Source organism: Streptomyces xanthochromogenes (assembly GCF_014650455.1).
Classification (GTDB): Bacteria; Actinomycetota; Actinomycetes; order Streptomycetales; family Streptomycetaceae; genus Streptomyces; species Streptomyces xanthochromogenes.
Genome location: NZ_BMUZ01000006.1, coordinates 146,400 through 162,743 on the forward strand (window position 1 = coordinate 146,400; position 16,344 = coordinate 162,743).

At 71.3% G+C, this 16,344-nt stretch carries 11 protein-coding genes; 6 read left to right on the plus strand and 5 right to left on the minus strand.

The features are described 5' to 3' along the window. Positions 1-97: 97 nt before the first annotated feature. The 5 genes from IE267_RS17495 to IE267_RS17515 are packed head-to-tail and all read right to left on the minus strand — an operon-like array spanning position 98 to position 5,002. On the minus strand, positions 98-1,129 hold the full coding sequence (locus IE267_RS17495; protein ID WP_161249895.1) for an MCE family protein: 1,032 nt from the start codon (positions 1,127-1,129) through the stop codon (positions 98-100). After that, positions 1,126-2,379, minus strand: coding sequence for an MCE family protein (locus IE267_RS17500; RefSeq protein WP_167152330.1), 1,254 nt, complete (start codon positions 2,377-2,379; stop codon positions 1,126-1,128). Before IE267_RS17500 ends, IE267_RS17495 begins: the two co-directional genes overlap by 4 nt. Next, positions 2,376-3,179 carry an MlaE family ABC transporter permease gene (locus IE267_RS17505; protein WP_161249891.1) on the minus strand — a complete coding sequence of 268 codons (804 nt, stop codon included), beginning with the start codon at positions 3,177-3,179 and terminating at the stop codon, positions 2,376-2,378. The genes IE267_RS17500 and IE267_RS17505 overlap by 4 nt, the downstream gene beginning before the upstream one ends. Before the next feature lie 3 nt (positions 3,180-3,182). Then, positions 3,183-4,013, minus strand: a complete 831-nt coding sequence (locus tag IE267_RS17510) for an MlaE family ABC transporter permease (protein ID WP_229861314.1) — start codon at positions 4,011-4,013, stop codon at positions 3,183-3,185. 2 nt (positions 4,014-4,015) lie between these two features. Beyond that, positions 4,016-5,002, minus strand: a complete 987-nt coding sequence (locus tag IE267_RS17515; RefSeq protein WP_189763857.1) for an ABC transporter ATP-binding protein — start codon at positions 5,000-5,002, stop codon at positions 4,016-4,018. A gap of 782 nt (positions 5,003-5,784) precedes the next feature. On the opposite strand from IE267_RS17515, the gene IE267_RS17520 reads away from it, so the two are divergent. The 6 genes from IE267_RS17520 to IE267_RS17545 all read left to right on the plus strand — a co-directional run bounded on the left by IE267_RS17520 (position 5,785) and on the right by IE267_RS17545 (position 16,132). Then, on the plus strand, positions 5,785-6,417 hold the full coding sequence (locus IE267_RS17520) for a hypothetical protein (RefSeq protein ID WP_167152334.1): 633 nt from the start codon (positions 5,785-5,787) through the stop codon (positions 6,415-6,417). 130 nt (positions 6,418-6,547) lie between these two features. After that, complete coding sequence (locus tag IE267_RS17525; protein WP_189763858.1) at positions 6,548-8,077, plus strand: DUF6801 domain-containing protein; 1,530 nt, start codon at positions 6,548-6,550, stop codon at positions 8,075-8,077. A 146-nt stretch (positions 8,078-8,223) separates the two neighbouring features. Continuing rightward, positions 8,224-9,171, plus strand: a complete 948-nt coding sequence (locus tag IE267_RS17530; protein ID WP_189763859.1) for a hypothetical protein — start codon at positions 8,224-8,226, stop codon at positions 9,169-9,171. Between the two features lie 224 nt (positions 9,172-9,395). Next, positions 9,396-10,604: a PucR family transcriptional regulator gene (locus IE267_RS17535; RefSeq protein ID WP_189763860.1), complete on the plus strand. Its 1,209-nt coding sequence runs from the start codon at positions 9,396-9,398 to the stop codon at positions 10,602-10,604. A 165-nt stretch (positions 10,605-10,769) separates the two neighbouring features. Then, on the plus strand, positions 10,770-14,717 hold the full coding sequence (locus tag IE267_RS17540) for a Pls/PosA family non-ribosomal peptide synthetase (RefSeq protein ID WP_189763861.1): 3,948 nt from the start codon (positions 10,770-10,772) through the stop codon (positions 14,715-14,717). Beyond that, positions 14,714-16,132 carry a M1 family metallopeptidase gene (locus IE267_RS17545; RefSeq protein WP_167152344.1) on the plus strand — a complete coding sequence of 473 codons (1,419 nt, stop codon included), beginning with the start codon at positions 14,714-14,716 and terminating at the stop codon, positions 16,130-16,132. Before IE267_RS17540 ends, IE267_RS17545 begins: the two co-directional genes overlap by 4 nt. Positions 16,133-16,344: the final 212 nt, after the last annotated feature.

Here is a 16,344-nt window from a genome sequence, read left to right on the forward strand (position 1 = left end):
CGGGCAGGGCTTTTGCGGTCGGAGGGCTCGGGGGCGGGGCGCTCGGCGGTGGGACGGGACCGGCTTAGGACCCCGGGCCATCGCGGTGCGGGGAGTCTCATCCCTGGCACCTCGATTCGCTGACCGGGATTCCGGTGGGCGGCGGGCTGCCGTCCTCGTTCTTCACGCCGGACACCTTGGCCTCGCAGAGGTAGAGGTTGAGCCAGGATCCGTACGACGCGATGCGGGTGACGGCCCGCATCTTCTCGGGGGTCTTCTGGAGGAAGTTCTCGATCTGGGGAGCGCTCTCGGCGAGGTTCGAGGACAGCCGGCCGAGTTGCTTGATGTCCTCCTTCAGCGGGGCCCGACCGTCCTGGAAGAGCCCGGCGGTGACGGTGGTGAGGTCGCCCATCGCGGCCAGCGCCTCGCCGAGCGGCTTGCGGTCGCCGGCGAACCCGGAGACCAGTTGCTGGAGGGTGACCACGAGGTCGTTGAAGCCCGCTTCGCGGTCGTTGACGGTGGTCAGAACGGTGTTGAGGTTGGTGATGACCTCGCCGATGACCTTGTCCTTGGCGGCGACGGTCGTGGTCAGCGAGCCGATGTGCTTCAACAGGCTGTCCACGGTGCCGCCCTCGCCCTGGAGGACCTGCACGATCGAGCCCGCAAGGTCGTTCATGTCCTTGGGCGAGAGCCCTTCGAACAGGGGCTGGAAGCCGTTGAACAGCTGGGTGAGGTCGAGGGCGGGGGTGGTGCGCTGCACCGGGATGGTCGCGCCCGGCGCGAGCGCCGAGCCGACCGCACCGGTGCCCCGGCCCAGTTCGACGTAGCGCTGGCCGACCATGTTGAGGTACTTGATCGAGGCCGTGGTGGTGCCCGGCAGGCTCCGGCCGCGCTGCACGGAGAACGTGACCTGGGCGAGCCTGCGGTCGACCACCTCCACCTTGTCGACCTGGCCGACCTTCACCCCGGCGATGCGGACGCTGTCGCCCTCGATCAGGCCGGTGGTGTCGGTGAAGCGGGCCCGGTAGCTGGTGGTGTCGCCCACCCCGGTGTTGGCGATGGACAGGGCGAGCACGGTGGTCGCGAGCACCGTCACCAGGACGAAGACCAGCGACTTCACGAGCGGGCCCGCGATGCTGCGGCGCTTCACTTGATGGTCACCTCCGTCCCTCTGAGGGCGGGACCGAGGAGCAGGCTGCTCCAGTCCGGCAGGGACTGCGGGGCCTGTCGGAGCGCGGGCGCGAGCAGTTCGTTCACCAGCTGGTTCTCCTGCGGCGAGTTCGGCAGGCCGAGCCCGGCACCGGAAGGGGCGGCGGTCTTCGCGAGAGCGCTCTCGGCGGGGAGCGGCGAGCCGAGGTACGGCACCGGATAGCAGTGCGGACCGTCGCCGCCCCGGTAGACGGGGGTGTCACGGCCCGGCACGTACTTGCCGAGCGAGGGCACGACACGGACCGTGACGTGCAGACCGGGCTTGTCGGTGCCCTTGCCCAGCGCCTTGTCCATCGCGGGGACGAATCCGGCCAGGGTCCGCAGGGTGCAGGGGAAGGCCGAGGAGTACTTCGCGAGGACGTCCAGAGTGGGCCGGCTGACGTCGCTGAGCCGGATGATGTTGTCCTTGTTCTGCTGGAGGAAGCCGGTGAGGTCCTGCGCCGTCTTCGTCGTCTGGCCGTACACACCCAGGAGTTGGGTCTGCTGGTCGACGAGCGTGCCGGTCGTGGTGGTGGCGTCGGTGAGCGCTCTCAGGATGTCGGGGGCGGCGTCACTGTAGGTCCCGGAGACCTTGACGAGTTGCACCAGGTCCGCGTTAAGGGTGGGCAGGTTCGGGTTGAACTTTTTCAGGTGGGCGTCCAACGTGACGAGCGTGTCTCCGAGTTGGGAGCCCCGGCCGCGCAGCGCCTGCGCGACGGCGGAGAGCGTGGACGACAGCTTGTCGGGCTTCACCGCGGTCAGCATCGGCAGCACGTTGTCGAGCACCTGCTCCAGCTCGATGGCGTTGCTCGACCGGTCCTGGGGGATGGTCGCATCGGCCGGGAGCGCTCTCGTGGACGGGTTCGCCGGCGGTACGAGCGCGACGAACCGCTCGCCGAACAGCGTGGTCGGCAGCATCTGCGCCCGTACGTCGGACGGGATGTGGCTGCGCTTGTCCGGCTGGAGGGCGAGGGTGAGCTTCGCCCCCGTGCCGTCCGCGCTGATGGTGCGGACCTCGCCGACGACGACACCGCGCAGTTTCACCTCGGCACCGGGGTGCATCTCGTTGCCGACACTGCTGGTCTCGACGGTCACCGTGTCGGAGCGGGTGAACTGCTTGTCGTACACGGCGATCGAGAGCCACACGAGCAGTGCAGGGACCAGCAGGAAGACGACTCCGGCGGTGCGGCGCCGGACGGTGAGCGCGTTCATCCGGCCACCTTCACGGTGGTGGTGGCGCCCCACAGGGCGAGCGAGAGGAAGAAGTCGGTGACGGCGATCAGCACGATGGCGTTGCGGACCGAGCGGCCCACCGCGACCCCCACTCCGGCCGGGCCGCCGGTGGCGCGGAAGCCGTAGTAGCAGTGGGCCAGGATCACCATCACGCTGAAGATGAGCACCTTGAGCACGGAGAGCAGCACGTCGGTCGGCGAGAGGAACAGATTGAAGTAGTGGTCGAAGGTGCCGCGTGACTGCCCCTTGAAGACGACCGTGGTGAGCCGGGACGCGAAGTAGGAGCTGAGCAGTCCGATCGCGTACAGCGGGATGATCGCGACGACTCCGGCGATGATGCGGGTGGTGACGAGGTAGGGCAGGCTGCGGATGCCCATGCCTTCGAGGGCGTCGATCTCCTCGTTGATGCGCATCGCGCCGAGCTGGGCGGTGAAGCCGGCGCCCACCGTGGCGGACAGTGCGAGCCCGGCGACCAGCGGCGCGATCTCGCGGGTGTTGAAGTAGGCGGAGACGAAGCCGGTGAAGGCCGCGGTGCCGATCTGGTTCAGGGCGGCGTAGCCCTGGAGGCCGACCACCGTGCCGGTGAACAGGGTCATGGCGATCATCACGCCGATGGTGCCGCCGATGACGCCGAGTCCGCCGCTGCCGAAGGCGACCTCGGCGAGCAGGCGCTGCACCTCCTTGAGGTATCGCCGCAGGGTGCGGGGAATCCAGAGCAACGCCCTGACGTAGAAGGCGAGTTGGTCACCGGAGCGGTCCAGGATGCTGAAGAGGGCCATCGGTCAGCCGCCCTTCGGGGGGACGATCTGGAGGTAGATCCCGGTGAGCACCATGTTCACGAAGAACAGCAGCAGGAAGGTGATGACCACGGACTGGTTGACCGCGTCGCCGACGCCCTTGGGCCCGCCGCGCGGGTTGAGCCCGCGGTAGGCGGCGACGATCCCGGCGATGAACCCGAAGATCAACGCCTTGATCTCGCTGACGTACAGGTCGGGCAGCTGGGCGAGCGCGGAGAAGCTGGAGAGATAGGCGCCCGGGGTGCCGCCCTGCAGGATGACATTGAAGAAGTAGCCGCCGAGGGTGCCGACGACGGACACCATTCCGTTGAGCAGTACGGCGACGAACATGGTCGCCAACACACGGGGAACGACGAGGCGTTGGACGGGCGAGACGCCCATGACCTCCATGGCGTCCAGCTCTTCGCGGATCGTGCGCGAGCCCAGGTCGGCGCAGATCGCGGAGCCGCCGGCGCCCGCGATGAGCAGCGCCACGATCAGCGGGCTGGCCTGCTGGATGACGGCCAGGACGCTGGCGCCGCCGGTGAAGGACTGGGCGCCGAGCTGCTGGGTCAGCGAGCCGACCTGGAGGGCGATGACCGCGCCGAAGGGGATGGAGACGAGAGCCGCGGGCAGGATGGTGACGCTGGCGATGAACCAGAACTGCTCGATGAACTCGCGCAGTTGGAAGGGCCGCTTGAAGACGGCCCGGGTGACGGCGGCGGCCAGCGCGAAGAGCCGGCCGGTCTGGCGGAACGCTCCGAGTCCGGGGATCTGGCGGCGCGGCGGCCGGTCCGGGCGGGGCGGGGCGGGCGCCGGGTTCCTCTCGGCCTCCATGGTCACGGCGTCGCCTCCTGGGCCGGGGCCATGCCGTTCTCCACGGCGCGGCGGGCGGCGGGCGGCAGCTCGTCGAGCATGCCCATCACGCGCAGCTTGCGGCGCAGCACCGCCTGGCGGGCGGGCAGTCCGGGCGAGGGCTCCAGCTGCGGCACGATGCGGCGGGGCGGTGAACCGGCCGTACTGGGCGCCGAGTTGAGCTGTTCCTTCGCGAGGGTGGCGGCGTCCTTCTCCTCGGACATTCCGATGGGGCCCTCGCGGCGCCCGCTGAGGAACTGCGCGACGACCGGCTCCTCGCTGGTCAGGAGCACCTCGCGCGGGCCGAACGTGACGAGGTTGCGACGGAAGAGCATGCCCATGTTGTCGGGGACGGTCGCCGCGATGTCGAGGTTGTGGGTGACGATCAGCATCGTCGCGTCGATCTGCGCGTTCAGGTCGATCAGGAGCTGGGAGATGAAGGCGGTGCGCACGGGGTCGAGGCCCGAGTCCGGCTCGTCGCAGAGGATGATCTGCGGGTCGAGGACCAGCGCCCGGGCGAGCCCGGCGCGCTTGCGCATGCCGCCGGAGATCTCCCCGGGCAGCTTCTCCTCGGCGCCGAGGAGCCCGACCATGTCGACCCGCTCCATGACGATGCGACGGATCTCCGACTCCTTCTTGCGCGTGTGCTCGCGCAGCGGGAAGGCGATGTTGTCGAAAAGGGACATCGAGCCGAAGAGCGCGCCGTCCTGGAACATGAGGCCGAAGAGTTTCCGGGTCTCGTAGATGTCCCGTTCGGGGCTGCTCACCATGTCGACGCCATTGATGAGGACCCGGCCGCGCTCGGGTTTGAGCAGCCCGATGAGCGACTTGAGGAAGACCGTCTTTCCGGTTCCGGAGGGGCCGAGCATGACGCTGACTTCGCCCGCGGGCAGGGTGAGGGTGACGTCCTGCCAGATGTTCTGCTTGCCGAAGGACTTGGTCAGACCTTCGACCACGACTTCAATTCCCATCCCACCTCCAGCAGGCACGTACGACGTGACACAAGGGCACCGAGGGGCGCACGGTAAGTTGCCGGGCGGCGCCGAAACAAGATCCCGGACGGCCGCATCGGCGAATTCCCTTTTCGTTGTCACTCGTTGATAAGTTCCGAAGCCGGCCGGACGGACGACTGCGCAGAATTGGAGCAGTAAGGCGGTGGTGCGTGCGGAACGGGAGCGCCGCGGCCGGAGGGAGCGGAGCCGTGGCACCCCCGCCCCGGGGAGACCCCCGGGCCCGTCGACGGGGGCGGGCCGGGCATGTCGCCCGTGCGGCTCCCGGCCTTCGGGGGCGCGGCCGGGAGCGTGTACGCGAACGCTCCGGATGGCTTCTGAGCTGCCCGGACCGGCCGCACACCGGACGCTACGGCCCGGTAACCTCGCTCTGCAATACCAGTTCCAGAAGTTTCCGCGAGCCCGCGCCCGGCCGTCGCCAACTTGTCACCGACGCAGTACTTCATTCCCGGAACTTGTCATGTGTTGAGGGGTTTCACCTGTCACCGGCCGACAGGGCACCGCTTATGGGGAGAGAACCGGGAACTTCGCCACGAATGACATGGCAATGGCATGGCCATTGCGCACCAATCGACAAGAAAAACCGGCCGGTTGCTCATCGCGGGCACAAGGTAGGGCCTTGCCCGAGACAATCTTGCACGGCAGGATTGTGCGCCCATGTTTCTCGCAAGTAACGTCCGCCTCGTCACGGATCGTACGTGGCCGAATCCGTCCCCGTAGCTGGTGAAATCGGAGGCATTACTGTGCGAAACCCCCTCGGAAAGCTCGCGTTGGTGTCCGGCGCCGCGGCAGCCGCGTTCACCCTCGCCACCGCCCCCGCGATGGCCCTCGTGCCCACGAACTGGGTCGTCGGCCCCAGCTCGCCGGAGAACTTCACCGCCAAGTCCACCAACGTGGTGCTGTCCATCAACGGCATCGACATGACGTGCACGTACTCGGACGCCGCCGGCTCCCTCAAGAGCGCGACGGGCAACCCGGCCGCCGTCGGCACCATCAACCCCGTGCACTTCGGCAAGACCGGCGAGCCGTGCACCAGCTTCCTCGGCACCGTGAACACGGTCGCCAACACCCCGTGGACGCTGAACGTGACCAACTACACCGCGGCCACCGGCGTCTCGCAGGGCTACATCTCCGGCGTCAACGCCCGTGTCAGCGTGGCGACTTGTGCCTTCACGGTGACCGGCACCGCGCACGGCACCTACACCAACTCCACGGGTGACCTGAAGGTCGCCGCCACTCCCACCGAGCTGACGGTCTCGGCGCCGACGGCCGGGTGCTCGGGCGTGGTGGCCACCGGCGACCACCCGTCCTTCAACGGCGACTACTACGCGGTGGTCACCGGCACCACCACCAAGCCCACCATCGTCGGCTCGTAGCAGCGGCATGACACCTCGCTACGCCCCCGGACCGTCCGGCCCGACGCACGGCAGGCCGGACGGTCCCCCAACGGCGGCGCATCTGCCGCCGGCCCCCTCCAGGAGCTGAGCCAGTGGAGCTGAACGCGACGTGACCAGAACCCCGGTACCGGCCGGCCGGTGGCGGAGCGTGCGCAGCCGGGGTGCGGTGGCGGCGGCCACCGTGGTCCTGGCCGCGATCGTGCCCGGCGCCGATGTGGCCCTCGGCGACCAGCGCACCAGCGCCGAACTGGCCTACACCTGCGCGTTCCCGGCCGGGCCGCATCCGGTGAAGGTGCAGGTGGCGGCCAGGTTCCCGGCCCGGGCCGCGACGGGCGCCGCGATCCGGCCCGCCGAGGTGACGACGTCGGTGACGCTGCCCGAGGCCGCCGTCGCCGAGCTCACCGGACTCCGTGCCGCCACGACCGGTGCCACCACCCGGCTCACCACCGAGGTGGCGCAGAACGGCGCCGCGGCCCAGGCCCTCTGGCTGGGCACCGCACCCTCCGTGCCGCTCACTTCCCCGGGCGGCGCCGTGTTCCGTGCGACCGGCGACGTGCCGACCGTCACCGCCAACAGCCCCGGCGACCTCACCGTCACGGCGGCCGGGCTCACGCTCGAATTCCGCCCGGTCACCACCGAGGGCGGTGCCACCGACCCGGCCACCCTCTCCGTGCCCTGCACGCCTGCCCCCGGTGCGAAGGGCCTGCTCGCCACCGTGCCGATCGGCACGGCATCCTCCTCGCCCGCCCCGACCCCCAGCACCTCCGCGACGGCCCCTGCCGCGGGTGGCGCGTCGCGCAGCACTCCTGAGAGCGCTCCCAGGATCGCCCCGCCCAAGGCAGCGGCCTCCCCGGCAGCCACCGCGCCCAAGTGCCAGGGCGACACCACCGACCCGCTCGCCCTGGCGGCGTACACCACCGGGTACTCCAACGTCACCAAGATGGGCAACGCCTCGCTCATCCCCGTCTTCTGCTCCAAGGTCGTCCAGGGGCCCAACCAGCTCAAGCGCATCGAGGTCCGACCCGGCGTCTTCGAACTGCATCTGCTCCAGAACTCGATGGGCCGGCTCGACTACCAGGGCCGTGCCCAGACCCCGCCGGGCCCGGCCACGTTCCTCACCTTCGGCTTCATGCCGACCACGGCCACCATGACCCTGGAGGCGACCGGGCCGCTGTCCATCGAGTCGGACCTCAACAACACCGCGGGGCACGGGGAGACGTACATCAGGGCCCCCCTCGTGCTGCACATCTCCGACGTCAAGGTGAACGGGACCCCGCTGGACGTCGGCCCCAACTGCCGTACCACCGGGCCGGTTTACTCCACCGACCCCGACCCGGCCCGGAACACCAAGGACCACTTGGTCCTGCTCGGGGAGCTGAAGAAGGGCGCGGACACCGTCTGGCGCGGGTACTCGCTGTCCCGCGGCGGACCGCTCGACGGCTCGGTGACCATCCCGCCGTTCACCGGCTGCGGGGTGGGCGAGGACCTCAGCCCGCTGTTCACCGCGTCGGTGTCCGGACCCGCCAACACGGTCAAGCAGAACCAGGGGGCGCCGTGCGCCTCCGGCATCGAGGACGACCCGGCGCAGCTGTGCACCGCCGACAAGCAGCCGACGACCATCCCGACACCCCTGCGCTGAGCACCGCCCGCCCCGCGCTCCCCGCTCCCCGGGGTGCCGAACCACGTTCAGATCCAGCCAACTCGCCCACCGCGCACGGCCGTTACCGCACCGCCCACCTACGTACAGGACGTCATGAGTCAAGACGTCCGAGAGGGGACGACCCGATGAGACCCGCATCCGCCCGCCTGCGAGCCGGACTCCTTGCCACCTGCACCGCCCTGGCCGCTCTCGCGACGATCGGCCCGGCCTCGGCCGACGCCGCCTCCACCGCCCGGCTCGCGGGCGACTGGGCCCCGTTCAGCCGCTGCCCGGTGGACGACCCGGCCATGCTGGCGGCCGACGGCCGCACCGACATCGTGCAGTGCATCGCCTCCCACTCGGCGAGCGGCACCATCAAGCTCGGCAACACCAATGTCATCACCGGCGCCAGCGACCTCCAGGTCGGAGTGGTGCAGCACTCCGACGGCACGAACAGCCTGGTCGCACCGGCCGGCGGCGCACTGATCGCCGACTCGGCCGACATACCGGGCGGGCTGCTCGGCCTGATGTGCCCGAACGACGTCCCCGTGATCGGCGACATCTGCCGGCAGATCACCAACGGCACCCTCAACCGGGTCACCGCGACCGTCGAATCGGCCGGGACGCCCACGGCCTTCAACCTCACCGCGGGTGCCACCTCGGGCCAGCCGATCATCTCGATCCCGATCCGCATCCACCTCCAGAACCCGTTCCTCGGCAACTCCTGCTACATCGGCTCCGCCGCCCACCCCATCGTGCTGCGCCCGCAGAACGTCACGGCACCCACGCTCGGCATCCAGCGCTTCGACGGCAACGGCACACCCAACACCGCCGGTGACATGAATCGGCTGAGCCTCGTCAACGCGAGCCAGACGGACACCACGTTCGCGGTGCCGGGTGCAAGCGGTTGCGGCCTTGCCGGACTGCTCGACTGGGCGGTGAACCTGAAGACCGGACTGCCCTCGGCGGCCGGCAAGAACAGCGTCGTGCTCAACAGCGCGTCGACCTATCTGGCCGGTCTGCACGCCCCCGGTACGGTCGTCCCGGACAACGGCAAGCTGCTCTCCCAGTACTGGCATTCGGCGGCCCAGTAGCCCCGGGGCGGTCCCGGCCGACGGCCCGTCCACGCCCGGGGCGGGCCGTACCGGATTCGGCCGACAACCGATGCAGGCTGAATCGAACGCTGCCTCAAGTGTTGTCCAGGACATGAGAGTTGTTCTAGGTTCAGCAGTCCGCGAAAGGTACGCACCTGTCGGCCGGTGGGAGCGCTTTCTCCATCGGCTCTCCCCACCGGGCGCCGTAGTGCAAGGGGAGTGAGATGCCCACAGCCGCGCAATCACCGGACACCCAGGAGCCGTTGGGACCGCTCCCCCAGGAGTTCGCCGCGATCATGCGACCCGAACTCCCGGGCCTGCTCAAGGAGATCGGCACGGAGATCACCCGCGCCTACCCGGAATACGCCCGACTGCTGGAGGGCCCCTACGGCGAGGCGATCCGGGTCGGCGTGGAGCAGAACCTCAGCGTCTTCGTCGACCAGGTGGCGTCCCCCAGCGCCCCCTCCGCGCTCCGCGACGAGATGTGCCGCCGCTTCGGCCGGTTCGAGGCGTACGAGGGCCGGAGCCTGGACACCCTGCAGGGCGCCTACCGCCTCGGCGCCCGGGTGGCGCTGCGCCGGGCCAAGAAGATCGGCCGGCGCTACAATCTCTCCCCCGCCCTGATGCTCAGCTTCGCCGACGCCCTGTTCACCTATGTCGAGGAGCTGGAAGCGCTCTCACGCGAGGGCTATCTGGAAGTCACGTCGTTCTCCGGGGAGCGCTCGGACGCGCTGCGAAGACGGTTACTCCACCTGATCCTGGCCGGCTCCCCGGTACCGCGCGCGGCGATCGCGGAGCTGGCGGACCGGGCCCACTGGCCCCTGCCCGAACGCGTCACCCTGGTCGCGCTGCGCTCCGGAGCGGGCCTGACCCGTGCGGCCCTGGACAACGATGTCCTGGCCGATCCCGGCGAGCCGCTGCCGCACCTGCTGATCCCCGGCCCCGTAGACGAAGTACGAAGACGGATGCTGGACGCGGCCCTGCACGGCTCCTGGGCGGCGGTCGGCCTCGAAGTGCCCATCGGCGATGCGTCCGATTCCCTGCGCTGGGCCCGCCAGGTCCTCGAACTCGCCGCGTCCGGGGTCATCGACAGCGACTCGGGGACGCTGTACTGCGAGGACCATCTCGTCACCCTCTGGCTGCGCTCCGACCCCGCCCTCCTCGAACACCTGGGCCGCCGCGAGCTCGCACCGCTCGACGCGCTCACCCCCGGCCGGCGCGACCGGCTCATCGAAACCCTGCGGACCTGGCTGGCGACCCGGGGCACCGCCGCCCACATGGGCGAGATCCTCGACGTGCACCCGCAGACCGTGCGCTACCGGATGCGGACCCTGGAGTCCATCTTCGGCGACCGGCTCACCGATCCCGAACACCGGTTCGCCACCGAACTAGTGCTACGCGCAAGGGACCTCGGACACCGGGAACAGCTCTGAACTTGCCCCGATCGGCGCCATAATCATCCGAATCACTTCGAAAACAACGGATAAATATCGTCAAGTCCCAAGGCCGGAGCGAACCCGCCGCTGGATATGCCCGTCTGAGTGGGCGGATGTCCGAAGGATGTCCGTACCACCCGCACTACGCCAGAGGCATGCCGTATGTCTTCGCATCTGCCGGCCGTCTTCCGCGGCGCCGCCGCCCCGCACCCCCGCACCCTGCTCGACGTACTGGACGCGACGGCGGCCGCCCACCCGGGCGCGGCCGCACTGGACGCGGGCGGCGAGCGGCTCACCTATCAGGACCTGTGCGACCGGATCACCGAACGCGCCGTGCGGCTCACCCGCCACGGCATCGGTCCGGGCGACCGGGTCGGCATCCGGATCCCGTCCGGCACCTGTGACCTGTACCTCGCCGTCCTGGCGGTGCTGCTGAGCGGTGCCGCGTACGTGCCGGTGGACGCGGACGATCCCGAGGAGCGGGCGGCGACCGTCTTCCGCGAGGCCGGGGTGTGTGCCGTGATCGAGGCGGACGAGCGGATACTGCCGGGGCCCGCGGCGCCCCTGGGGGCCCGCTGGCGACCCGCGCGGCCCGAGGACGACGCCTGGATCATCTTCACGTCCGGCTCGACGGGGCTGCCCAAGGGTGTCGCGGTGACCCATCGCTCGGCGGCCGCCTTCGTCGACGCGGAGGCTCAACTCTTCCTCACCGAGCGCCCGTTGGGTCCGGGCGACCGGGTGCTCGCCGGGCTTTCGGTGGCCTTCGACGCCTCGTGCGAGGAGATGTGGCTGGCCTGGCGGCACGGCGGCTGCCTGGTTCCGGCACCCCGGTCCCTGGTGCGGGCGGGTCACGAACTCGGCCCCTGGCTGGTCGAGCGCGGCATCACGGTGGTGTCCACGGTGCCCACCCTCGCGGCGCTGTGGCCGGACGAGGCCCTCGACCAGGTCCGGCTCCTGATCGTCGGCGGCGAGGCCTGCCCGGGCGCGCTCGCCGACCGGTTCGCGGTCAAGGGCCGCGAGATGTGGAACACCTACGGGCCCACCGAGACGACGGTGGTGGCAACCGCCGCGCGCATGCTGCCCGGCGAGCCGGTCCGCATCGGACTCCCGCTCGCGGGCTGGGAGTTGGCGGTCCTGGACGCCTCCGGCGAGCCCGTGCCGTACGGCGGCGAGGGGGAACTCGTCATCGCGGGGGCGGGCACCGCCCGCTACCTCGACGCCGCCAAGGACGCCGAGCGGTTCGCGCCGCTCGGCCTGCTCGACACCTCCCGCGCCTACCGCACCGGCGATCTCGTACGCGCCGACGCGGCCGGGCTCGTCCACCTCGGACGCGCCGACGACCAGGTCAAGGTGGGCGGCCGGCGCATCGAACTCGGCGAGATCGACGCCATGCTGAGAGCGCTTCCCGGCGTGCGCGCCGCGGCCGGCGCGGTGCGCGGCACCCCGGCCGGCGGCCAGATCCTGGTCGGCTATGTGGTGCCCGAGCAGGGCAGTTTCGAGGCCGGACAGGCCCGCGGCTTCCTCGCCGAACGCCTGCCGGCGGCCCTGGTCCCGCTGATCGTCGAGGTCACCGAGCTGCCCACACGCACCTCGGGCAAGGTCGACCGGGACGCCCTGCCCTGGCCGCTGCCCTCCCAGCGCGGTCCGCTCGGCGGCGACGACCCGGCCGACGACGGCTCCACCTCCGCCCGGCTCGCCGGGGCGTGGGAGCGCATGCTGGGCGTGCACCCCGAGCCGGACAGCGACTTCTTCGCGCTCGGCGGCTCCAGCCTGAGCGCGGCCCGGCTCGCCTCCGAGTTGCGCGCCCACTACCCCGGGGTGTCCGTCGCCGACCTCTACCGGCGTCCGGTCCTGCGGGACATGGCGCAGCACCTCGAATCCCTCGCTGGGCCGGCCGCCGAGGCACGGACCGTACAGCCGGTGCCGCGCAGCGCCGGCGTGGTCCAACTCCTCGTCACCACGGCCCTGTTCGGGGTCGCCGGGCTGCGCGGCCTGATCGGTCTCGCGACGCTCGACAACATTCTGGGCTGGCTCGCGCCGCAGGCCTGGGCTCCGCACATCTCCTGGTGGTTCGTGCTGATCGGCACCGTGGTCCTGATGAGCGCCCCGGCCCGCTTCGCGATCGGCGGCGGGGCGGCCCGGCTGCTGACCCGGGGCGTGCGGCCGGGCGCGTATCCGCGCGGCGGCCGGGTCCATCTGCGGCTGTGGACGGCCGAACGCGTCGTGGCCGCCTTCGGCGTGCCGTCCCTGCTCGGCACGCCCTGGGCCCGCCTGTACGCGCTCTCCCTGGGGTGCCGGGTCGGCCGGGGCGTCACCCTGCACGCCATGCCGCCGGTGACCGGGCTCGCCACGATCGGCCGGGGCGCCGCGGTGGAGCCGGAGGCCGACATCAGCGGCTGGTGGCTGGACGGGGCGACGCTGCACATCGGCGCGGTCCGCATCGGCGAGGGCGCCCGCGTCGGTCACCGCAGCACCCTGATGCCCGGCGCGGTCCTCGGCGATCACGCCGAACTGGACCCGGGCGCCTGCCTGGACGGGGAGGTCCCCGCGGGCCGGCGCTGGCTCGGCTCGCCGGCCCGCCCGGCCGACTCCCACGAGCGCGTCGCCGGCACCGGCTGGCCCGCGCCGCGTCCGGAGCGTTCGCGCCGCTGGGCCGCCGCGTACGCGCTCTCCCTGATCGGCCTGCCGCTGCTGAGCCTGCTGTCCACCGCACCCGCGCTCATCGGCGTCTACTACCTGGTGCGCTCCTGCGACACGCTCTCGTCGGTCGCCGTCCGGCTGCTGCTCTCCGCACCGGCCGTCACCGTGGTCACCACCCTGTTCTCGCTCCTCACGCTCGCCGCCCTGGTGCGCGTCCTCGGCCGCGGCATCAAGCCCGGCTTCCATCCGGTGTGCGGGGGTGTCGCCTGGCGCGCCTGGCTGGTGACCCGGCTGGTCGGCGGCGCCCGCGGCAGCTTCTTCCCGGTGTACGCGAGTCTGGCGACCCCCGTGTGGCTGCGGCTGCTCGGGGCCAGGGTGGGACGGCGCGCCGAGATCTCCACGGTGCTGCCGCTGCCCTCGCTCCTGACCGTCGAGGACGGGGCGTTCCTCGCCGACGACACCCTGGTGGCGCCGTTCGAAGTCCGCGGCGGCTGGCTGCGGTTGGGGACGGCGAGCGTCGGCCGCAAGGCCTTCGTCGGCAACTCGGGCATCGTCGGCCCCGGCCGCCGCGTGCCCGACGGCGCCCTGATCGGGGTGCTGTGCGACGCGCCCGCGCTCAGCGAGCCGGGCAGTTCGTGGCTCGGCCGGCCGGCCCTGCCGCTGCCACGCGTGGCGACCGCCGCCGACCCCGGCCGCACCTTCGACCCGCCGCGCCGCCTCGTGCTCGCCCGGGCCGCGGTCGAGCTGTGCCGGGTGCTGCCGCTGATGTGCTCGGTGCTGCTCGCCGAGGCCCTCTTGATCGGCGAGCAGAGCGCTCTCAACCGGGGCGGCCTCCCGCTCGCGGCGCTGGCCGGGGTCGTGCTGCTCATGGGGGCGGCGGCGGTGGCGGGGCTGACCGCGACCGCCGCGAAGTGGGTCCTGGTCGGCCGGTTCGAGTCGGGCGAGCATCCGCTGTGGTCGTCCTTCGTGTGGCGCAACGAGCTGTACGACACGTTCGTCGAGTCCCTCGCCGTGCCGTGGATGGCGGGCTCGTTCACCGGCACACCGGTCCTCAACTGGTGGCTGCGCAGCCTCGGTGCGCACATCGGGCGCGGGGTGTGGCTGGAGACGTACTGGCTGCCGGAGACCGATCTGGTCACGCTCGGGGACGGGGCGAGTGTGAACCGCGGATGTGTGCTGCAGACCCACCTCTTCCACGACCGGATCATGCGCCTGGACACGGTACGGCTCGCGGAGGGCGCGTCCCTCGGCCCGCACAGCATCGCGCTGCCCGGCACCGACGTCGGCGCCCGGGCCTCGGTGGGCGCCGCGTCCCTCGTGATGCGTGGGGAGAGCGTGCCGCCGGACACCCGTTGGGCGGGCAACCCCATCGCGGGTGAGCACGCCCTGCTCCCCCAGACTCAACCAGCCGCTGAACGAGCGGTGATGACGCTCCGTCAGGGTTCCTCGCGGGAAGGCAGCGCGGCATGACGCGCTGCACCCGGCGCTCGCTGGTGCGGGTGGCCGCGCTGTCCGCCCTGGGCACGATGGCCGTGGCGGACGACGAGGCCACCGGCCGCGGGGACCGCTACTTCCCGCAGCACGGCTCGTACGGACATGACACCCTCGCCTACGACCTGCGGATCGCCTACGACTCGGTCAGCGGCCGGCTCGCGGGCACCGCGCTCATCCAGGCCGTCGCGCTGCGCCCCCTCGACCGGGTCGAGCTGGACCTGTCCAAGCTCAGCGCGCACGCGGCGCACGTCGACGGCCGGGCCGCCCGCATCCGCCAGCGGCAGGGCAAGCTGTATGTGACGCCCAGTCAGACCCTGGCTCCCGGAGCCACGTTCACCGCCAAGGTGCGGTACGGGGGACGGCCGGGTCCGCTCCGTTCGCCGTTCGGGAGCATCGGCTGGGACCGCACGGGCGACAGCCACGACGGCACCCTGGTCGCCTCCCAGCCGCTGGGGGCGCCGTCCTGGTTCCCCTGCAACGACCGGCCCGACGACAAGGCGGCGTACACGTTCCGGGTCACCGTGCCGCGCGACCGGCAGGCACTCGCGAACGGAACGCTCACCGAGTGCCGCAGCGAGGGCGCCACCGATGTGTGGACGTACCACCATCCCGGCCCCATGGCCACGTATCTGGCCGCGCTCTACACCGGCCGCTTCCAGCACGACAGCGTGCTCGCGCCGGGACCGCCGGGAGGCAAGGCGATCCCGGTGCACAATGCCTACCCCTCCCGCATCGCCGAGGCGGCCCGGCACGATCTGGGCCGACAGCCGGACATGCTGCGGCACTTCTCGGAACTGTTCGGGCCGTACCCCTTCGAGGCGTACGGCGCGGTGGTGGTGGACGCCGACCTCGGTGCGCCCGTCGAGAACCAGACGCGCTCGGTGTTCGGGCGCAACCACATCGACGGGCGCCGGGGCTGGGAGACGCTGGTGGCCCACGAGTTGGCACACCAGTGGTTCGGCAACAGCGTGGGCATTCGCGAGTGGCGGCACATCTGGCTCAACGAGGGCTTCGCCACGTATGCCGAATGGCTGTGGTCGGAGCACATCGGCGAGGACAGCGCCGACGAGATCGCCCGTCGCGAGTGGCGCAACCTCGCCCGGCGCAGTCAGAACCTGCGGCTCGCCGAGCCGGGACCGCGCCGCATCTTCGACGACCGGCTCTACAACCGGGGCGCCTGCACCCTGCACGCGTTGCGCCTGACCCTGGGCGACGAGCGGTTCTTCGCGGTGCTGCGCGGCTGGCACGCGGCACGGCGCGGCCGGATCGGCGACACCGTCGCCTTCGTCGCCCACGCCGAGGCCGCTTCGGGCGAGACCCTGCGCCCGCTGCTCCAGGGCTGGCTCTACGACAAGAAGCTCCCGGACTTACCCACGAAGATCGCGGACTGACCCCGGCGCGGCGGGAGCCGCGGCGCACGGCAGGGGGCGCCGGGCCGGGCTCGTGCCATCGTCCGGGACCGGCCCGGGCGCCCCGTCGTCGTATACAAAGCTTTCCGGCCATGCGGGCCTTTGTTCTGCTTTCACGCTTTTTGCCCCGTTGTCTCTCCCTTGCTAAGTCCCCCATGCCACCCCTTACTGTGCGCTTGGCTGTTACGGGCCGA